3 protein-coding genes are annotated in these 17,203 nt (G+C 67.4%); 1 reads left to right on the forward strand and 2 read right to left on the reverse strand.

The window, feature by feature from the left end; genetic code table 11:
- Positions 1–6: 6 nt before the first annotated feature.
- Positions 7–534 carry an SMI1/KNR4 family protein gene (locus tag ABD974_RS17785; RefSeq protein WP_345304680.1) on the reverse strand — a complete coding sequence of 176 codons (528 nt, stop codon included), beginning with the start codon at positions 532–534 and terminating at the stop codon, positions 7–9.
- Positions 524–14,734, reverse strand: a complete 14,211-nt coding sequence (locus ABD974_RS17790; protein ID WP_345304681.1) for a putative Ig domain-containing protein — start codon at positions 14,732–14,734, stop codon at positions 524–526. Before ABD974_RS17790 ends, ABD974_RS17785 begins: the two co-directional genes overlap by 11 nt.
- A 271-nt stretch (positions 14,735–15,005) precedes the next feature.
- Between ABD974_RS17790 and ABD974_RS17795 the strand changes: the two genes are divergently transcribed.
- Positions 15,006–17,090 carry an EAL domain-containing response regulator gene (locus ABD974_RS17795; RefSeq protein ID WP_345304682.1) on the forward strand — a complete coding sequence of 695 codons (2,085 nt, stop codon included), beginning with the start codon at positions 15,006–15,008 and terminating at the stop codon, positions 17,088–17,090.
- Positions 17,091–17,203: the final 113 nt, after the last annotated feature.

Genomic DNA, 17,203 nt, shown 5'->3' on the forward strand with positions numbered 1-17,203 from the left:
GAAAGGCTAGAAATCCAGAAAGGATTTGCTCTCGTCGATCTTGGGTGTCGTGCCTTCGGAAATGCCCTCATCCGCGACGAGCCGTTCGCGGAAGGCATCGAAGCTTTCGGCAACCGCCGTCAGCGCGGCTTCGTCATGCTCGGCTTCATGATTCCAGAAATAGATGCGGCCGCTGGTTCTTTCGATACAGAGTTGGTTTCCTCCGGGCGACTCGCCGATCACGGCCATCAACGGGGGCACCTGATCGGAATACATGCGATTCATCGCGAGCAGGCCGGAGTCGCCGGCCCCAGGACCGTAGAGCGTCAGCAAGGTGAGATGACCGTCGCGGCCTTCGACCCCGCACAGGGTGTCGGGCCTGAACCTTGCACCGTGGGCGAATACCACCGGCGCTGCGTACTGCAACAGGATCTGGCGCAGGCTTTGCGGCAATTCAATATCCAGATCGCGCTCGGTTTGGAGCAGATCGATCTCTGGTTGCGCGGAGGGCGCCGATAGCGCCTCCGGTCCGAGTTTGATGAAATCACTTGCCATAGCCACCTCGCATATCGGACGCAGACCCGATGTGCGGAATATTGCCATGCAACTTCGTGGGAATCAGCAAGATCGTCGTGTTGTTCTGATGATGTGGCGTGAGCCCCTGTTGTTTCAGATACGTCTTGGCAGCATTGGGGCTGGCGAGATTCTTCTGCTTGGCGACGTATTCGTACACGGCCTTGAAGTCGTCGTCCGTTCCGTTCAACTGGCCTGCCTCGAATGTGATCTGACCCTTCGACCAGGGCGAGAAGTCCGGCCGGCCGTCCTTGAACATGATCGGCTTGCCTCCGGTGATCAGATTGACATCGTCCAGATCCGAGTACCAGGCGCCGTTGCCGGGATCGCCGTCCCAACTGCCATTGCTTTTCGGCAGGCGAGTCCTGGGGTTCGTCGGAACGTCGTCGAGACTCTCTGACAGGCCCAGCGAGCGCCGATCGCTGCGCACCTTCTTCGCGAAATTGCGGATGTCCTTGGCGGCATCGATGATTTCGTCCGCGCCTCCGAAAACCATCGAGAAGCCAAGCCCCGCCGCCTTCGACCCGAGCGTGCTCGAAACTTCACCCCATCCCAATTGTTCGGTGAGGAAGGCCTTGGTCTGTTTTTCTACGAATTCGGAGCCCTTGTCGATGAGCGCCTGAAAAGCTTCACCGAATACGGATTTGGCGAAGTTCCTCAGGATTGTCTTGACCGGCCCACCGGTAATCAACGCCTGAACGCCCGAGGTGACGATGGTGGCCAGGATCGGATGATCGTCGGCGAAATCGGCCAGCGCTTCAGCGCCGGAGACGATCGCATTGGAGACATGCTTGAAGGAACTCCCCCCCTCGGCCGTGACGATCACTTCCTGGAGAGTGACCGTATCGATGGCGGGGGCGGTATTCGTCTTTGGCAACTCCTCCTGCTTGGGGGGGATGACACCAACGGTATTCGTCCGGGCAAGATTCTTCATCTTGCCGAAGTTCTCGGCCCTCGCGACGCTCACCAGCGCCTTCTGCATGTTTTCGTTGTTGATGGCTTTCGCCATCAAAATCGACTTGTCCTTCTCGCCGATCAATCCCTGTTCCGCGAGCCGCTGCAGTTCTTCGGACATGCCGCCCAGAAGATCGACCGCACCGTATGAGTCGATACGGACGATTTTCCCATCGTACTTCACGTCGATGCCGGCCAACAGGCGATCGCGGCTATCGCGTTTGAGATGAACGCCTATCTTCTCCAGTTCGTCGCTCATCGCTTCAAGTCTGGCCTCGCGTTCATGGCGGGTGATCTTGTCGCGCTGCAGATCGGTGATCGCCTTCTTGGTCGCGGTCGCGAGCCCGTTGCCGAACGCATCGACCAACATCTGTCCGTAATCGGCATCAGCTTCTTCGCCAAGCAGACGAGCGACGTGGTGCTGGGCGGCGCTGCCGACGAAACCGCTCACGGTGCCGCTAAGCGTGGTCTGCACAAACGAGTTCTTCAGAACAGGCGTCTTCTCGAACCACTTCGACATGCCTGCTCGGCTATCGAGCCATGCGCCCAGCTCGGCCGTGATCGCACCACTGACCGCGCTGGCGGCCAGGTTCGCCCAGCTGAACTGTTCGTTGCTGCGATCGCGTGAAGGATCGATGCGATTGACCGCCCAGTTGGCGCCGTAATTGGCGAGGTTGCCACCGACCGCCTGCGCGGCCCCCTTGGCCCAGTTTGCGCCGAACTTGAACGCGCTTGCCGCCGTGCCCGCCTTCTTCGCGGCTTCGGCGGCCGCTTCCGCGGCTGCGGCGCCGGCGCGACCGCCGGACACCGCGGAGCCGACGCCCATGCTCGCGACGCTGGTGAGCGCGCCCACCGCGACCGCACCCCAGTCGAACTTGTCCGTCATGCCGAACGCCATCGACGCCAGCTGGCCGGCTGCGGAACCGACTGCGCCGGCGATGGCGGCCACGCCGATCGCGGCCCAGGTGAAGCCGGCCGCACCGCCGAGGACCGCGGCGCCGACCGCCATCGTGCCGCCGGCAGCGGTCGCCGCCGACACGCTCGCGCCCAGCAGCGGTGCAGCTGCGCCGGCGGTATAGACGGTCACCACCGCCACGATCACCACCACGATGATGGTGAGGATGACAGAGAGGACGTTGCAGCTCTTCTTCGGCGGCGGCGACACGTAGTCGAGCGACGGCGACGTGCTGCCGATCACTTCGGCCGGGTTGTACGGCTTGAAGGTGGTGGCGTCGTTCTTGTTGACCTGGACTTCCGGGACCTTGAGCGTGGTGCCCGCGGCGAGGGTTTCGCCGCCGGTCAGCGCGTTGGCGGACGCCAGCACGTACCACAGGCTGTCGTTGCCGTAGACGCGCTGGGCGATGCTGCGCAGGGTGTCGCCGGCCATCACCGTGACCGTGCTGCTGCCGGCTTCGCTGTTGCGATAGGCCGTGAGGTTGCTGATGGCGTCGACGTAACCGCTGTTGCTGGCCGCGACCTGCTGCCCCGACACCAGCGCATAGCGCGTGGTCTTGAAGTTGGTCGCCCCGCTGTCGTAACGCTGCAGGATGTTGCCGCTGGCATCGTAGGCGAACAAGCGATCCTGCCCGTCCTGCACGGCGACGCGACGGCCCCAGCCATCGTAGACGCTGGACGTGGTGGCCGGCTGGAAGTTGCTGTTGCTGCTGCTGCCCTGCACCTTGGTCTCGAGGTAGGCCTCGCGCGCGTCGTAGGTGTAGCCGTAATACCAGGTGAAGGCGCCGATGTTGTCGGTTTCCTTGCTGGTATTCGAGAACCGCTGGTAATGGCTCAGATACATCCGCGCGTCGCGGGCGAGGTCGTAGTAGCTGCGGGTCTCGTTCCGGTCGACGATGTTGTTGTAGTAGAAATAACCGCTGTACCACGTGCCGCCCTGCGTGCGCACGCCTTCGGCGAAGCGCTGGGTGAGCTGGCGTCCGTCGGCATCGTAGGTATAGACGTAGCGTTCCTTCACCTGCCCCGCGAATTCGGTGCCGGTCTCGTGCGGGACGACGCGCGAAGTCAGCCGCCCGGCCGCATCGTAGCTCAAGATTTCCGAGATCTGCGGATTCACGCCGAGCGCAGCCGGCTTGTAGACGTAGGTGCGCTGCCCGCGTTCGTTGTAGGTGGTGTTCTCGTACTTCGTCGTGCCCGCTTCGAGGAAACGACGGCGGATCGCACGCCCCGCATCGTCGTAATCGAGCGCGTAGCTGACATCGGAATCGGCACCGTCGATCTTGCCGAGCACGATCTGGCCGCTCACGAGCTTGGCATTGGCGACCGTGACGCGGTTCATCGCATCGTAGTCGTACCAGAACGACTTGAAGCTGGAACTGGCGTAGACATAGGTCGCGCCGGGCGTGGTCGGGGTGTAGGTGCCACCGCCACCGCCGCCACCGCCGCCACCACCGCCACCACCGCCACCGCCACCGCCACCGCCACCGCCATCGTCGATGGGATCCTCGATCGGCACGAGCAGCATGGTCTGCTCGGGGGCGACACGACTGGTGCTTGTGCCGCCATCGGTGGTCCGCAACGCGGCCGCGGAGAGGCTGGGATCCTGCGGACTCTGCATCGCGATGTAGGGGTCGAGCGGATTGTGCGGATCCGGCACGTAATCCGATGCGATGTCGAGGCGGATCGATTCGGTGTACGAACGCAGGCCGTGGACGTCCTTGGCGTAGACATACACGTACTGGTAATTGCCCGCCTGCGTGGGCGCGCCGGACAACAGACCGGTGGCGCTGTTGAACGACATGCCGGCCGGCAGACTGCCGTACTCCAGGTGGTAGGTCAGCGCCGATCCTTCGGGATCGCTGAAGCCGGTGCTGACGTCGAACTCCCAGTACTGCCCGACCGTCAGGTAGGCCGGATACGGCCAGTAAGCCGGATAGGTGAAGACCGGCGGTCGGCTCGGGAGGATGTTGACGTTGATGTCGCGCACGACCGTGAACTGGTCGTCGATGCTGCGCGCGGTGAGGCGCAGGGTGAACGTGGCGCCGGCCGGCGGCGTGCCGGTGAGCGTACCGGTGGCCGGATTGAACGTGAGCCACGACGGCAGCGGGCTGCCGTCGGCCATGGTCATGGCCGTGGTGAACGTGGTCTCGGGCGCGAGCTGCGCCACCATGTAGGTGTAGTTGTTGCTGAGCGCTTCGCCGGCATAACCGGACAGACTCCACGGATAGGTGGAACCACTGCCGGAATTGCCGACGGTGACGCGGCGGCGATTGCCGGCGGCGTCGTAGCTGTAACGCGTGGTCATGACCTCCGAGCCGGTGGCCACGTCGATCTGGCGGACCATGCTGATCCGGCCGTTGGAATCGTAGGTCGAAATGGTCCGCAGATGGACGACGGTAACCACGGTGCCCTTGGTGTACGTGGTGTAGGTCTCTTCCATGGTGCGGTTGCCGGCCGCGTCGTAGGCGTAGCGCGTCCAGTTGTTGCCTTCGCGGATTTCCTTGATCAGACCGCTGGCGTAGTAGTACTGCGCGCGATCGCTCGCGCCCAGGCCGGTCAGGCCGAGCTGGGTCGCGAGCGCGGCATTGCCGTCGGTGCCGTCCGGCGCCGGCGCGTTGGGATCGGGCCCCGAATAGCCGTCGCTGAGCTCCACGTACATGTTGGTGGAGGTGGCTCGGGTGGTCTTGAGCAGCTGACCGGTTTCGGCGTGGTAGATGTAGTCGTAATCGGCGCCGCCGAGATCGTTGTGATCGACGATGCGGCCGAAGACGTCGTAGTCCCAGGTCTGCTCGTCGATGAAGACGTACTCGCCTTCGCGGTCCTTGCGGATCGCCGGGCCGGTGTAGTACTCCGGCACGTAGTAGTAACCGCCGCCGTAACCGTAGCCGTAATCGTCGTAGTACCAGGTGCCGGTACCGAAGCCGGTGATCGTGCCGTTGACATCGCCGACCGAGAGCAGATAGCGCCAGCGGTCCGCATCGCCGTTGGTTTCGCGGATCTTGCGGCCCTGCAGATCGTTGGCATAGGTCTTGACCACGCCGGCGGCGCTGCGGCTGCCGAGCAGCAGACTGCGGCTGTCGTAGTCGTAACGCGAGGACTGGCCGAGCGCGTTGGTCACGCTCCAGCGGTCGGCGCTGCCCTGCAGGCCGTAGGTCTCCAGAGTGTTGCTGTGCCGTCCGTTCTGCCCGGACGGATTGGACCCGAGGGTGTAGTCGCCGTGGGCGGACACGCGACCGGCGCGGTCGTAGCGTTTCCAGGTGAGGTAGCCGAGCGGATTCTGGACGTAGCGCTCACGATCGAACAGGTCGTAGGCGATCTTCGTCGATTTTCCGAGCGCGTCGATGCTTTCGACGGCGCGACCGACGTTGTCGTAGAGCACGCGCTGCACGTTGCCATTGGCGTCGCGGCTTTCGGTAAGCCGACCGAGGCCGTCGTAGTACCAGTTGAGCACCGGGCGCGCGCGGGTCTCGGTGCCGTTGGCGGCCACGATCTTGACCTCGGGACGCGTTTCCTGGACCACCTTGTTGAAGCTGTTGTAGCGGTACAGCGTTTCGTAACCGCGGGCGTCCACGCGACGCACCACATTCCCCCAGCGGTCGTATTCGCTGAGCACTTCCGGACGCTGCGCCAGATCGTCCGAATTCGACGGCAGGCGTTCCAGCACCGCGCGGCCCAGCTTGTCGTAGGCAAGATCGGTGACCGCGGACACCACGCTCTGGGTGCCCTGCGCGTTGACGGTGAAGCTCTTGCGGGTCATGCGCAGGGTGCGACCCGCGAGATCGTAGGCGAGATCGCGCCAGGCGCCGCCCTGACTGTTGTCGCGGACGGCACGGCCGGCCTTGTCGTACTCGTAGGCGATGAAGTTGCTGCCGGTGAACGCATCGGCGATGCGATCGTCCTTCTTCACGACCTCGCCGAAGGCGTTGTACTGCACGATCTCGGACTGGTCCGTGGACGTGCCCTTGAGCGTGCGCACGCCGCCGACGACGTCGTAGCGTTCGCGCAGGGTCGCGGCGCTGAGCTGGCGGCCGGTGCGGTCGTAGGTGTAGTTGACGAAGAGATCGGATTCGATCGTGGTGCTGCTGCCGTCGATGGCGCCGCCGCCGCGCAGCGTGGTGCGCACCTGGACGACGCGGTCGCCCGCATCGTAGCTGCGATAGGTCGCGGTGCCGGCGGCGAGGTCGCGTTCGGCCGTGACCCGGCCGCGCAGATCGTAGTCGGTCTCGCTGATGGCATCGTTGGCGCTGGCGACCGCGGCCGCGGCGCCGATCTTCCCGTTCGCGAAACGGACCACGCGCACCGCGTTGCCGAACGCGTCGTAGGCCAGCTCGGTGTACGGCGAGCGCTGTTCGTACAGCGCGGCGGTGGAGAGCGTGTTGGCGAGCTGGTCCAACAGCGTATCGCTGTTCGCGACCAGCACCGCACGCGACGGCTGCTGCACCGAAATCATCCGACCCAGCGCGTCGTAACGCGTCTGGGTGGTGCCCTGCGCGTCGACCACGGACGTGATCCTGCCCTCGCCGTCGTAGCCGAACTGGGTCGACACCGACGACCACTGGCCCGCGGTGCCGCCGGAGGCCTGGACGAACAGTTGCGTGGACTGCGCGACGACGCGGCCCAGGGCGTCGTAGCTGAAGTCCATGCGCCGGTCGTAGCCGGTGACGGCATCGCCCGCGGCCGGCAGCGCCGGCGGCAGCACGGTGCCGAGCGCGGCGATCGTCGCCGTCGACAGTTTGCGCGCATGTTCGGTCTTGCTCTGGATCTCGCCGTAGGCGGTCCAGACCTGCGAACTGACATAGCCTTCGGCGTCGACGCTGACGATCTCGCGCCCCAGTCTGTCGTAGTAGCGCCAGGTATCGGCCCAGACCGCGTCGGCGGTGTCGGGCGTGCCTTCCAGCAGGACCGAGGTCTTCACCACCTCGCCGTAGGCGTTGAACTGGCTGCGTACCGTCGGACGACCGGTCGCCACCGTGCCGTTGGCCTTGAGGTAGGACACCGCGTCCTGCTGCACCTGCACCTTCTGGCCCAGCGCGTTGTAGCTGCTGTCGACACCGCGATCGCGCGCGGCATCGAGGGTCAGACCCGACTGCACCAGCGACTGCGTCAGCGCCTTGTCGGGCTGCCAGCCCGCCGCGGCGAAGGCGCTGCCCGTGGTGACGAGCGCGTTCACATGACGGACGGTCCGCGTCTCCTCGCCGAAGGCGTTGTAGACGTGCGCCGTGACGTACTTTTCCTCGTCGATGTCGTAGACGACGCGACCGAGATTGTCGTAGACCTTGTAGCTGCGATTGCCGAGCGGATCCTTCTGCGAGACCGCGTTGCCGAGCGCGTCGTAGAGGATCTCGACGGTGTCGGCGTTGCCGCTGGCCGGCGTGCCGCCGGTGATCGCGTCGGGCAGCACGATGCGCACGGTGTTGCCGCGGTTGTCGTACTCGTAGCGGGTGATCCGCGCCTGCGCGGTGTCCGCGTTCTCGATCCTGCGCAGGATGTTGCCGGCGCCGTCGTACTCCATCCGCGCGACGATCGAACGCGTGGTCGTGGTGCCGCCGGTCCTGACCGCGACCGCGGGGCTGATCTCGGCGGTGCGGCGACCGGCGCGGTCGTACTCGTAGTTCCACGCCGCGCCGGTGCGATCGGTGTGGCGGGTGATGTTGCCGGCGGCGTCGTACTGGTAGGACTCGGTCTGGCCCAGCGCATCGGTGCGGGTCGTCACCTGCCCGGCGCTGTCGTAAGCCATCGCGATGGCGCGATAGGCCGAAGCCGGCTGGGTCGCCACCCAGGTGGCGAGCGCGGCGGTATCGGTGGTGTTCGACGGCAGGTTCGCGTAGACCAGCGTCTGCACCACGCGACCGATGGCGTCGTAGCGCTGTTCGCTGAGCGTGCCGAGCGCATCCAGCGCGAAGCGCTCGCGGTTGCCGGCGTCGTGGAAGTAGCGGAGGGTGCGGCTCTGGGTCGCGCGGATCGCGGGATCGGTGCTGAGCGCCGCCGATATCGCGCCGGCGACGGTCGAGGTGGTCGCGCCGGGCGCGTAGGCGATGTCCACGCCGTAGCGGGTCTTCGCGGTGACCCGGCCGATGGCGTCGTACTGCGTTTCGGTGACCTGACCGAGACCGCTGCCGCTGCGCATGACCTGATACCGGACGCGGCCGGCCTGGTCGTAGTGCAGGCCTTCGACGCGCGCGGTGGCTTCGTTGGCGGAGACGTGCGCGGCGAAACCGGCCTGGGTCGCGGTGCCGGCGGCGAGCTGCGTCATCAGCGTGCCGCTGACGGTCGCGGCATACGCGAGCGTGCTGCGCACGCGGCCGACACCGTCGTAACGGATCTCCTGCACCGAGGCATCGCCGCGCACGCGGAACACCACGCGCGCGGCGGCGTCGTAGACGTTGTAGTCGACCTGGTCCTGCGCGGTCTCGACCAAGAGCGCGGCGACCTGCGCGGTGTCGATGTTGCCGCCGAACAGGCCGACCGAGATCGTCTGCGCATGGCGACGCACGGACGCGACCGCACCCAGCGCGTTGTAGCGCGTGCTGGTGACCGCACCGGCACCGTCGATGCTGTAGGCGACGCGTCCGGCGGTGTCGTAGACCAGACGCTGCACCTGGGCGGTGCCGCGATTCGCGGCCATCCACGACGACAGCGACGCTTCGGTGGCGGTGCCCTGCGACAGTGCGGTGGACAGAGTCGCATCCACCGCGAGCGCGGCCGTGTAGGCGTAGGCGCCGACGATGCGGCCGGCCTGATCGTAGTGACGCTCGACCACCGCGGCCTGGGTCGCGGAGGTGCGGGTGACGGCCAGACGTTCGCGGCCGGCGTTGTCGTACACGCTGTACTGCGCGGCCGCACCGGCTTCGTTCGCGGCGACGAACGCAGCGAAATCGGACACCTGCGCGGTGCCGGCGTGCAGCGGGGTGTTGAGGCTGTTCTGCAGCGACGTGGCCGCGACCATGTAACGCAGGCTGGCAATGATGTTCCCCGCGGCGTCGTAGCGGGTCTCGCGCAGGGTGCCATCGGCGTCGAGCTGGAAGCGCAGGCGACCGGCGCCGTCGTAGACGCGGGACTCGCCCTCGAAGCCCGCGCCCCAGTCGAGCTGGGCATCGAGGCTGGCGAGCGTGGCGGTGGCCAGGGTCGCGACGTTCGCGGCCTTGGCGAACAGGCGCGTGGTCACGACGCGACCGGCCGCGTCGTACCACGCGCGGGTCATGCCTCCGTTGCCGTCGACCGTGTAGACCAGACGATCGGCGGCGTCGTAGAAGAAGCGGACGACGCTGTCGTTGGCGCTCGCCGGCGTCGCCGCCAGCAGCGAGGCGACGGTGGCGGTGCCGGCGGCGATCGAATCGCGCAGCGCGGCGGTCAGCGGCAGGGCCTGGGCATAGCGCTTCTCGGCGATGCGGCGGCCGGCACTGTCGTACACGTTCTCGACCACGCCACCGGCGCCGTCGATGCTCAGGCGCAGGCGGCCATCGCCGTCGTAGACCATCGACTGCAGCTGATCCTGTGCGTCGTCGCGCAGCGACTGGCTGGTGACGAAACCGGAGAGTTGCGCTTCGGTCGGAATCGCGCCGGCCAGCGACGACAGGTTCACGGTCTTGGCGTACGCGCGCTGCGCGGTGACGCGACCGGCGCCGTCGTAACGCGTTTCGACCAGACCATTGGCGCCGTCGACGGTGAAGCGCAGGCGGTTGGCGGCGTCGTAGGCGTACTGCACGGTGCCGCCGGCACCGGTCCTGCGCACGACGTTGTCGTTGAGGTCGTAGGCGTAATTGGTGGTGACGGCGGCGCCGCCCGTGCCCACGGTTTCGCTGGTGCGGCGGCCGAGGCCGTCGTAGACGTAGGTGGTCTGGCGCGCGGCGATGGTGCCCGCGCCTTCGATCACCGACAGCTGGCGACCGTCGCGGTCCCAGGTGTAGGTCGTGCGCAGATTCAGTCCGCTGGGGTCGACCGCGGTCTGGGTGAGATTGCCCTTGCGGTCGTAGGTCATCGCCACGACGCGGCCCGAGGGATCGGTCACGCGCACCGTGCGGCCCTGGCCGTCGAAAACGTGGCGCGTCGTCAGGTTGAGCTTGCCCGCACCGGGATCCTCGACCCGCGTCAGCGTGCGTCCGGCAGCGTCGTAGGTATAGGCGACCTGGCGGCCGGTGGCGTCGGTACTGGTGGCGAGCAGGCCGCGTACGTCGTACGTGTTCTGCGCGATGTTGCCCAGCGGATCGGTCTGCTGGACGAGATTGCCGTTGCGGTCGTAGACCGACGTGGTGACCGCGGTGCCGCCGCCGGGCTGCGGCTGGCGCACTTCCACCGTCTCGCCGAAGCGGTTCCGGATCGTGGTGACGCTGACGCCTTCCGGCGAGGTCACGGTGACGCTGCGCGCGGTGTCGCTGTACTGGTAGGTGGTGATGCGGTTGCTGGCGTCGCGGCGGGTGAGCACGCGATCGAAGGCGTCGTACGACACCTGATCGACCAGATCCTGTCCGCTGACCGCGCGCACCGTGGACGAGATCTGGCGGCCGCGGCGGTCGTAGGCGAAATCGTACAGCGTGCCGCGCGCGTCGACCTGACGCGTGATCCGGCCGAAGGCATCGTAGGTGCTGGTGGCGGTGCGGGTGAGGCTGCCGGCGGTCTCGGTCTGCGAGATGCGCAGACCGCGGCGGTCGTAGGCGTAGGTCGTGGTGCTGGCGGCGCCGTTGAGGGTCTTGCCGACGCTGGTCAGGTCGCCGAAGCGGTTGTAACCGTAGGTCGCGACGTGGTTCTCGGCGTCGGTATGCTGCAGTAGCCGGCCCATGCGGTCGTAGACGTACTGGTTGCGGCTGTCCTGCGCCGCGACGTAGCTGAGGGCGCCGATCGCGCTCTGCGCGCTGGCGCGGTCGCCCGGCACCGCGATCGTGATGCGACCGGTGTAGGCGAAGGTTTCGCTGGTTTCGCCGAAGGCGTTGTAGCGGATTTCGGAGACTTCGCCGCGGGCGTTGCGCAGGCCGGCATCGTCCTCGACGCCGCGCACGATGAAGGTCTGGCGGCCGGCGCCGTCGTAGAAGTACCAGGTCTTGTTGCCGAGCGCATCGACGCTCTCGATGCGGCGGCCGACCAGGTCGTAGGCATGGCGCACGCCGTACTGCGCGTACACGCTGTCGAGCTGGGCTTCGGTCATGCCCGCGAGCACCTGCACCGCGCCCTCGCCGCTCAGTTCGCCGATGAGATTGCCGAACACGTCGTAACGCAGGCGCCCGTCGCGTACCTCGCTCAAGCCCTGCGCGGATTCGGTGCGCACCAGGCGCCCGGCCTCGTCGTAGGTGTAGCGGGTGACGGTGCCTTCATGGTTGAGCGACGTGACCAGCTGGCCGAGACCGTTGTAGCTGTTGCGGGTCAGGCGGAAGGCTTCGGCCGGCGCGCCGGTGGCGGCGGCGGTGCGCAGCGCGGCCAGCGTTTCGCTGCCGGTGAGGCCGGTCAGGCGCTTCGCATGAGCCTTCACCGCGCGCTGGTTGGCGGCTTCGTCGTACAGGAATTCGGTGAGATGACCCTCGGCGTCCAGTTCGCCGATCACCCGCCCGCGGGCATCGTGGAACTGGCGCGTGGTCTGGTCGTCGGCGTGGGCGACGGGACGCAGTTGCGCCAGCGTGCCGCTGGCCCAGTAGGCGCTGTTGGTGCGCGTGGCGTAGCCGACCGTGCGGACGAGGCGCCCGCCCGCATCGTAGATCTGCTCGGCCAGATAGCCCTCGGCATCGAGCGTGGCCACCAGGCGATTGGCGCCGTCGTAGAACATGCGCGTGGTGCGGGTGCCGTTGGCGCTGGCGTCGGCGGGATCGTTCGACACCTGGCCGACCAGGCGCGAGGCGGCGTCGTAGAGGTGGGTGACCACCCGGCCGGCGGCGTCCGTCACCGTGGCCAGCCGGCCGGCGCTGTCGTAGGTGCGGGCGGTGGCGCGGTCGTTGGCGGCGTCCGTGGCGACCCAGACCTGACCGGCGGTCAGGGCCGGCGCGGTCGCGGCGAACACCAGCTCGCGCACCACCACCGCATCGCCCGACATCCAGGCCGTGGTGTTGACGCGGGTGGCGCGCTGGACGGTGCTGGACACCCGGCCGACCGCGTCGTAGAGCGTCTGCAGTACCGCGCCGGTGGCGTCGACCGCGGCGCTGAGGCGTCCGGCGGCGTCGTAGAAGGCGTAGTTGCGCCCGCCGGCGGCGTCCTGGCTGGCGACCAGACGTCCGGTGTTGTCGTACCAGTGGCGGGTGGTGCGGGTGACGGTGGCGCCGTTGACGGTGCCGGCCTCGCTGATCGAGAGCACATCGCCGGCGCGGTTGCGGGCCTCGGTGCGGATCAACCCGGTGTCGAAGGTGACCCGGATCTGGTTGGCGGAATCGACGTAAGCGTAGGTGCTGCGAATGGTGAGCGCATCGTCGCCGGCGGCGCTGGCGCTGTCGCGGCCGAGCACGCTGAGCAGGCGGCCCATGCCGTCGTAGACGTACTCGGTGACCTCACTGCCGGCGAGCGTCGAGCTGTCGGTGCGCCCCGCGCCGCGCGAGACCACTTTCTGCAGCAACTGGCCCTGCGCATCGTGGACGAAGCGGGTGATGGACGCACCGGCATCCAGCACGCCGTTGCCGGCGGCGTCCGCGCCGACGGTGGCGTATTCCACGGTCTGCTGCAGACGGCCCTTGGCATCGTAGGCGTAGGTCGTGAGCGCGCTGCTGGCACGGCGCATCGCGACGGCATCGGCGGCCCACGTCGACAGCGCGGCCTCGGTGAAGGCGCCGCTGTAGGCCGCGCCGAAGTAACGCCGTTCCGACGCCAGCGCACCGATGCCGTTGCCGCTGGCGGCGTAGGTCAGTTCGCGCACGGCGCCGGTGGCGTCGACCACGAAACGCAAACGATCGCGCGCGTCGTAGACATACTGGGTGGTCAGCGCGCCCGACGGCAGATTGGTGGTGCCGGCATGGGTGGGATCGAGCCCGTCGGCATCGGCGGCGGTGTAGCGGGTTTCGGACAACACCTGGTTGCTGGCGCCGTAGGTCCAGGCGACGGTGTTGCCGAGCAGATCGCGCTGCAGGATGCGGTTGCCGTTGGCGTCGTAGCGGAACACCACGTCGAGCTGCGCCGCGCCGGCGGTGGCGCCGGTCATCGCATTGCCGGTGATGCGGACGAGATTGCCGGCGGCGTCGTACTGGTACGCGGTCTTCGCGCGCATGCCGCCGACCGCCGGTTCCAGCACCGCGGTCAACTGCTTGTTGGCGTCGTACTGGTAGGTCCAGGTGCGCCCGGCGGCATCGCTGACGTCGGTCGTGCCGCTGCCGTAGGTGAAAGTCAGGGTGCGCGCGGAACCGTCGGTGGCGCTGCCCTCGGTGACGGTCTTGACCCGGAAGCCGCCGGCGCCATCGGCTTCGTAGGTGTAGGCGACGGTGGCGCCGTCGCTGCCGGTGACGCGCGAGATGCGCAGGTCGCTGGCGCTGGCCGTCGCGTATTCGTAGCTGGTGCGGAACAGGCGGCCATCGTTGGCGGCGGCGTTGCCCGCATCCCAGACGTTGTCGGCGGCGTTGTCCGGCGTCAGGTCGGTCTGCACCCAGGACAGGCGGCCGTAGGCGTCGTAGCCGTAGCTCACCTGGGCCTTGAGCGCGCCGCCTTCCCGGGTGCTCACCGAGGCCAGTTGCAGGGTCGTGCCGACGTAGGCGTAGACGATGGCATCGGCGGCCGCGCCCGCACCGTCGATCGAACGGATCTCGGAGACCCGGCCCTGGGCGTCGTACAGGACATCGAACTGGGCCGGGGTCACGCCGTCGCTGCGCAGGTCGCGGATGCGGATCAGGCGGCCGAGCTGGGCGGCGTCGGCGTGGTTCGCGTAGGTCTCTTCGCGCCGGCTGCTGCCTTCGATGTAGCGCCAGGTCGAGGTGGCGCCGTCCCAGGTCAGGGTGTCGTGCGCCCCCTCGCCATCGGTGCTGGTGTAGGTGGTGCCGCCGGTGAGCGTGAAGGTCCGACGCTGGCCATCGCCGAGGACCAGGGTCGCGGTCGTGCTCGCGCCGCCCGGGGTGCCGGTGAACTGGACGCGGCGCTCGTAGCCGGTGATCCAGCCGTCCTGGCCGACGTCGGCGACCTGGCCGCGACTGTTGTAGGTGCGCAGGGCCGCGGCGCCGAGACCGCGGACCAACAGGCTTTCATCGAAGGATTGCAGCACCAGATTGCCGGTGGCGGCGTTGATGCTGAAGCTGTCCCTGCCCTGCCCGAGCCGGGTCGCCCCGCTGCCCAGGGGCGAATCGAACAGACCGAACCCGTTTCCCGTGAAAATCGCGACCATTCCCCAGCACTCCGTCAAGTCCACTGCGTCCGGGCGGACTCCTCCCGGTCCATTCGAAGTGCAGTCCCGGCGAGCGGGGCAATGGTTTAGAGCGGATTTGCGATCTTCGTGCGGAATGTGTCGTTGGTCATGCTTCCCGGCCGGGCGGCGCGAGGCCGGTCGCGGCGCCGGACCGGTTTCCCGCACCCGGAAGGCGCACCGGGGTGCCGCGAATCACAGCAACCGCAGCACGTAACATATAGAGTGTCCCCATCCCCACGGAGAGCCCCGCATGTCGAAACGCCAGGACCCCGCGCTGCGTCTGATGCTCGTGGATGACAGTGTCGAAGAGGCCGAAGGCATCGTCAGCGGTCTGCGCAACGCCGGGATCGCGGTGCGCCCCCTGCGCCCGACCACGGGCGACGAACTGACCACGATGGTGGTCGGGCAACCGGTGGACCTGGTGCTGGCCGCGCATTCCAGCCGCAGCCTGCCGTTCGCCGACGTGCAGCAGCGGGTCTCGACCAGCGGCAAGGACATCCCGCTGATCGCCGTGGTCGAGGACGTGGACACCGAGACCTTCGCCGAACTGCTGGGCACCAGCGTCCGCGCCCTCGCCCTGCGCCACAAGCCGCCGCAACTGCTGGCGACCGTGCGCCGCGAGTGGGCTGATCTCGAAGCCCGCCGCGCCCAGCGCCGGCTCGAAGCCCAGGTGCGCGAGACCGAGCGCCGCTGCGACGCGCTGATCGAATCCTCGCGCGAACCCATCGCCTACGTGCACGAGGGCATGCACATCCGCGCCAACGCCGCCTATCTCGAAATGTTCGGCTACGAATCCTTCGAGGACATCGAGGGCATGTCGCTGCTCGACCTGGTCGCGCCGCGGCATGTCGAAGGCTTCAAGCAACTGCTCAAGAACATGAGCAAGGGCGAAGCGCCGCCGCCGCGCTACGAACTGGAAGCGCACGACATCGAGGGCAACGCCTTCCCGGCGGTGATGGAATTCACCCTGGCCCAGTACGAAGGCGAGGCCTGCCAGCAGGTGATCTTCCGCCGCCAGGAACCGGCGGTGGACCCGGAACTCGCGCGCAAGGTCGAGGAACTGCGCCAGCGCGACCAGGTCACCGGCCTGCTCAACCGCCCGACGTTCCTGATCGCGCTGGAAAACGCCGTCTCCGACGCCGCCCAGCACGGCAACCAGCACGGCCTGCTGCTGATCGAACCCGACCACTACCAGCGCCTGCTGCAGGAGATCGGCCTGGATTCCGCGGACACGATCATGGCCGCGATCGCGGAACGCCTGCGCAGCGAACTGGATGGCGAAGCCGTCGCCGCACGGTTCTCCGAAAACAGCCTGGCGGTGCTCGTGCGCGGCAGCGATCACACCGCCACCGCCACCCTCGCCACCCGCATCTGCAACACCTTCGCATCGGAAGTGTTCGCCATCGGCCAGCGCTCCAGCGTCATCACCGCCAGCATCGGCGGCGTGCAGATCAGCCAGAAGAACGCCAGCGTCAGCCAGATCCTCGCCAAGGCCGCGGCCGGCGTGCAGTCGGCGTCCGGCGTCGGCGGCAATCGCACCGAACTGTTCGACCCGAACGCGATGGACCGCGCCGAAGCCGAACGCATCCAGGCCTGGGTGGAACGCCTGCAGGAAGCGATCGAACACAAGCGCCTGCTCCTGCATTTCCAGCCGGTGATCAACCTGCAGGGCGACAACCACCCGGTCTACGACACCTTCCTGCGTTACGACAGCGGCGACGGCGAACTGATCTCGCCCACCACCTTCCTGCAGATCGCCGAAGACCACGGCATGCTGGAAGCGATCGACCGCTACGTGGTCGAACGCGCGATCGAACTGATCGCGCAGCGCGAACACGCCGGCAAGCCGGTGACGCTGCTGATCAAGGTGTCGCAGGCCTCGCTCCAGAACGATGCGCTGGCCACGTTCGTGGGCGAACAACTGGCGATGCGCGGCGCGTCGGGCGAATACCTCGCGCTGCAGTTGCAGGAAGCGAAGGTGTTCACCCACCTGCACGCGGTGCAGCAGTTCGCCGCGGCGGTGAACCAGTACGGCTGCCGTCTCGGCCTCGAACAGTTCGGCGCCGGCCTCGATTCGTTCCAGTTGCTCACCCACGTGCAGCCGCAGTTGCTCAAGATCGACCGCAGCTTCATCGAAGATCTGCCGAAGAACGCCGAAAGCCAGCAGCGCGTCCGCGACATCGCGCGCAAGGCGCGCGACCTCGACATCCTCACCATCGCCGAATTCGTGCAGGACGCGGCCAGCATGTCGATCCTGTTCTCGGCCGGCGTCGATTACGTCGAAGGCCACTTCCTGGCCGCCGCCGGCCCCGAGATGAACTACGACTTCGAGTGAGGCGTCCGGCTCGCTTTCTGACCCCGTAGAGCGGCCTTCAGGCCGCCGTGTCGCCCGAAACGAAACGCCCGCCTTCCGGCGGGCGTTCGTCGATCGGTGGTGGAAGCCTTCAG

This window comes from Lysobacter hankyongensis (assembly GCF_039543145.1).
Taxonomy (GTDB): Bacteria; Pseudomonadota; Gammaproteobacteria; order Xanthomonadales; family Xanthomonadaceae; genus Lysobacter_I; species Lysobacter_I hankyongensis.